Origin of the sequence: Edaphobacter aggregans DSM 19364 (assembly GCF_000745965.1) — a bacterium.
GTDB classification, from domain to species: Bacteria; Acidobacteriota; Terriglobia; order Terriglobales; family Acidobacteriaceae; genus Edaphobacter; species Edaphobacter aggregans.
On record NZ_JQKI01000265.1, the window covers coordinates 1 to 3,480 of the forward strand.

At 57.4% G+C, this 3,480-nt stretch carries 2 protein-coding genes; both read left to right on the forward strand.

The genetic code is table 11. The annotated features are described in order from the left end of the window. The first annotated feature begins 107 nt into the window (after positions 1 to 107). Positions 108 to 851 carry a ligand-binding sensor domain-containing protein gene (locus Q363_RS30925; RefSeq protein ID WP_035358454.1) on the forward strand — a complete coding sequence of 248 codons (744 nt, stop codon included), beginning with the start codon at positions 108 to 110 and terminating at the stop codon, positions 849 to 851. Further along, the coding region (locus Q363_RS30930) for a two-component regulator propeller domain-containing protein (RefSeq protein WP_035358456.1) at positions 845 to 3,480 on the forward strand (2,636 nt) is incomplete at its 3' end. The genes Q363_RS30925 and Q363_RS30930, both read left to right, overlap by 7 nt.

Sequence of the window (3,480 nt, forward strand, 5' to 3'; positions counted from 1 at the left end):
CGATCTCTGGCCAATCCAGGTCACGGAGTCATCGCCCTTGGTTGCCTGAGCCACTAACATCGCGCCGCCGTTCGAAGCATAGCTAGCGATGGGCGAGGCCTAGGAATATGAACGATCTTGCAAAGCCTGACTCGAAACACGGAGTTCCGCTTTCCTGCATCCCAGAAGTCGGCCATAGCCGCCGCATGCAACGAAAACTCAAGTTTCAGTCAACTGCGGTTTGTGCTGTCGTCATCATGATCGCCACGTGCCGTGGGCTCGCACTTGACCCGAGCCAGCCAGCCAGCAGCTATCTCCGCAAGAATTTCACCATTGAAGACGGGCTTCCTGCCAACGAAGTGCATGCCATTCTACAAACCCAGAATGGATTCCTTTGGCTCGGGACTGAAGCGGAACTAGCCCGGTTCGACGGACAGCGTTTCACGCCGATAAACATTGGGCGCGGAGTGGCACAGCAAATCCCGGTGTGGTCCTTATTGACGACCCCGGAAAGCGACCTCTGGGTCGGAACCGACGCCGGTCTAGCGCGTATACCGAGCGCTGCTCTGGATCACTTCGATCGCGCGCTTGTGACCATGTATCACGTGGGTGTGGGTCAGAGTGATCAGATCTTATGCATTCACCGGAGCCGCGCCGGAACGTGGGTAGGAACCAGCGGAGGACTGTACCGATTCGATCGGGGTAACTTCTCTTCGATTATCCCGCACGACATGACCAGCCGAATCGAGGAAAGCTCGGATGGTCCCAACGCTCCATTTCACGCTGAACCAGCGCGGGCTGCTTCGCGCATTGTGTCTTGGCCGGCGATGTGCAGGGCGAAGACGACTAAACTGGAGGCAGTACGATGGTAGCCGAACTTCGACAGCTGCCCCGCTCTAAGCTTCCTTTGCACGTCTCAGTAAGGGTAGTCTGCGTATTTGTCGCGCTGCTCGTTAGCATCGGCAACCGGGCGTGGGCGCTTGACCTGCCAGAACCTGCCAGCGGCTACGTTAGCAAAAACTTCACCGTTGAAGATGGGCTTTTATCGAATGAGGTGAACGTTATATTGCAAACGCGAGATGGCTTTCTATGGATCGGCACAGCGGAGGGGCTCCTCCGCTTTGACGGGCGGCACTTCACGCCTATCAAGTTTCTGCCACAAGATTCGCCTATTCTTGTAAGAGCGCTTGCGGAAGCGCCGGATGGCGCTCTTTGGGTGGGCACCCCAGGCGGCCTGGCAAGAATTTCGAGTGGCGGTTCCGGTGAACTGGGCCACACTGTCGCCACTCTTTATCATCCTGGTTCCGGCGATGGCGATTCGGTCCAAAGCCTTCACTTCAGCCGGAACGGCGATCTCTGGGTGGGTACGCTCACCGGGCTCTACCGCTTCGACCACGGCAGGTTTTCAACGATCATTCCGGAGTTGTGGACTTCCCGCATCGAGGAAGCCTCCAACGGTAACCTTCTGGTAATTACTTCCAAAGGATTCGTAGAATGGGATGGCAAGCAGATCATTCGGCATCCGGACTTGCCGGCCCGATTGGGCGTGGTCCCGCATGGGATCTTTCAAGTTCTTGAAGATCACACAGGCACGATTTGGTACGGTACGGCGGCGGGCGTGGCGCGGGAGAGAGGCGGCTCGATTGAGCGACTGAAGCCGTACGGCGGGTATGGCGACCCAAATGTCGTCTTCCACCTGTATGAAGACCCGCAGGGCAATGTCCGGTTCGCTCAATCTGGCGACTTGTATCAGGCGACCGCCACCGGCCGGCAACTGATCGTGTCTGATGTCAATGCCCAGTATCTGACTTCTGACCGCGACGGCGATTTGTGGATAGGCACGAGGACCCGGGGACTTTTTCGCCTAAAGAGTCAAGCCGTGAAAATGTTCACTGCTGCTGACGGTCTGCCGCCCGGTAAGCCCATGGCAGTGTTAGCAGCCAGCGACGGCAAGCTGTGGGTCGCCAACTATTGCGGCGGTCTGTCGTGGTTCGACGGACGCCGCTTCCAAACATACGTGGACAAAGATGCCCTCGACTCCTGTGTGTTTTCCCTTGCCGAAGATCGCAACCATGATATTTTGCTCGGCATACACGGCGGTGGCGTTTCCCGTTTCCGGAATGGACACTTCATTCAGGTCTCAGCACCGGACAGGCTGACGAACCACGTTGTCACGGCCATTGTGCCCGCCAAGAATGGTCCACTGTGGATTGCCTATAGTGATGGGGGGCTCGACCGCGTTGCGGACGGCCAGGTTCGCAGATTTACTACCGCCGACGGGCTTTCGAGCAACAGCCTACTGTCTGCCTATGAGGATCGCCGGGGCGTGCTCTGGGTCGAGACGACCAAGGGAATCGATCGCTTGAAGAACGACCGCTTCGTCGCCGTCTTGACGGCCGACAGCTTCCCCACCGAGGCGGGACGATTTGGGTTTGGAGAGGATCGATTTGGACACCTCTTTGCATTTGGGCCCGCCGGGGCATCGTTCCACATTCAGGAAAATCGGGTCGTCCGACTCAATGGCGCCCCCAGGATTACAGGGATGGCCCAATCCCCGGAAAATCTGTGGTTGTGCGGAGACGGCATCTACCGGGCCATGCCGGACAGCCTTCAGAAGTGGGAGCACGAACGAGACGCGCCTCCGGAGTACACTCTCTTCAACCGCGCGGACGGGATGAACTCCACGCAATGCAGCGGCGGGTTTCGGAACATGGCCGTCACCAACGACGGCCGGCTTTGGGTAGCAACGGAGCAAGGTATCGCTATGCTTGAATTCTCCCGGCTCCGTCATACTGACCGTAAACCTGCCATCTTCATCGAGAGAATTGTGATCGGCAAGACCGTCCAGTCACCCGGCCGGGAACTGATCTTGCCGGCCGGCACAAACCACGTGGAATTGCATTTCGACACCATCGAATTGGCATCGCCAGAAGCGATTCGACTGCAATACCGACTGGATGGCGTAGACCGCGAATGGCTGGACGCGGATTCAAGTGCTACCGCCGTTTATAGCGGTATTCCCCCCGGCACTCATCAATTCCATGTGCGAGCTTGCAATAGCGACGGAGTATGGGATCAGGCCGGCATTTTCTATAACGTCACACAGAAGCCTTACTTTTACGAAACAACTTGGTTTCGACTGAGCGCACTAGCTGTGATCGGCTTGCTGCTGGCCGGCATATATCGATGGCGCGTCGATCAGTTTAAGGGTCAAGAAAAAAAACTGAGGGACGTTGTGGAAACAATTCCGGCGATGACTTTCACCGCGTTGCCTAACGGCTTCTCCACATTTGTAAATAAGCGCTGGACTGAATACACCGGGCTTTCTGTCGAGGAGACTGCAGGCGCAGGTTGGCAGCGTGCGATCCATCCCGAGGATCTTGTGCGCCATTCCGAGAAGTGGCGCATCTCTGTTGCAACCGGACAGGTTTTCGAAGACGAGGCGCGGTTCCGTCGCGCCGCTGACGGGGAATATCGCTGGTTTCTGGTGCGTGGTGTACC